The sequence below is a fragment of the Bacillus sp. FG16 genome, from assembly GCF_057809515.1.
On sequence record NZ_JBMDKC010000311.1, the window covers coordinates 1 to 527 of the forward strand.

Annotated in this window: 1 protein-coding gene; it reads left to right on the plus strand. The window is 34.0% G+C overall.

Going from position 1 to position 527, the window contains the following annotated elements; translation table 11 throughout:
- Positions 1-527 (plus strand): tetratricopeptide repeat protein (locus ACODS7_RS32480; RefSeq protein ID WP_488828673.1); only part of this gene is annotated, 527 nt, incomplete at both ends.

Genomic DNA, 527 nt, shown 5'->3' on the forward strand with positions numbered 1-527 from the left:
CATTTATTTATGCTACGGAAGTAGGAAATTACAGCGATGCAAAGAAACACTATGAGCTAGCTGAAAAATTACTTATAGCAGTTCCTGATGAAGCTGAAAAAGCTGAGTTTAATTATCGTGTATCTCTATTTCATTATTATTTATCTCAGCCTTTGTTAGCTATTCATTACGCTACAAAAGCCCAGGAGTTTTTTTCAAAAAATAAAGGGTATGAGGTTAAAACGGGAGCATGCAAAAACACGTTAGGAATGTCTTGTATAACGTTAGGACAGTTTGAGTTAGCAGAAGAATACTTAATCTCAGCGTTAGATACTTTCACAAAAGCAGATGAACATGCATCAATTTTAAAAGTACGACATAACTTAGGTTTGTTATATGCCGATCAAGATCTTTCAGAACTAGCGATACGATATCTGTCTGAGGTTTTCCGAGAAGATCACCATATTAAAACAAATTACTTATTGGCAAGAGAACATTTCCGCTTAAGTCATTATGAAGAAGTAAGAGATTACATTGAAAAAGGACTA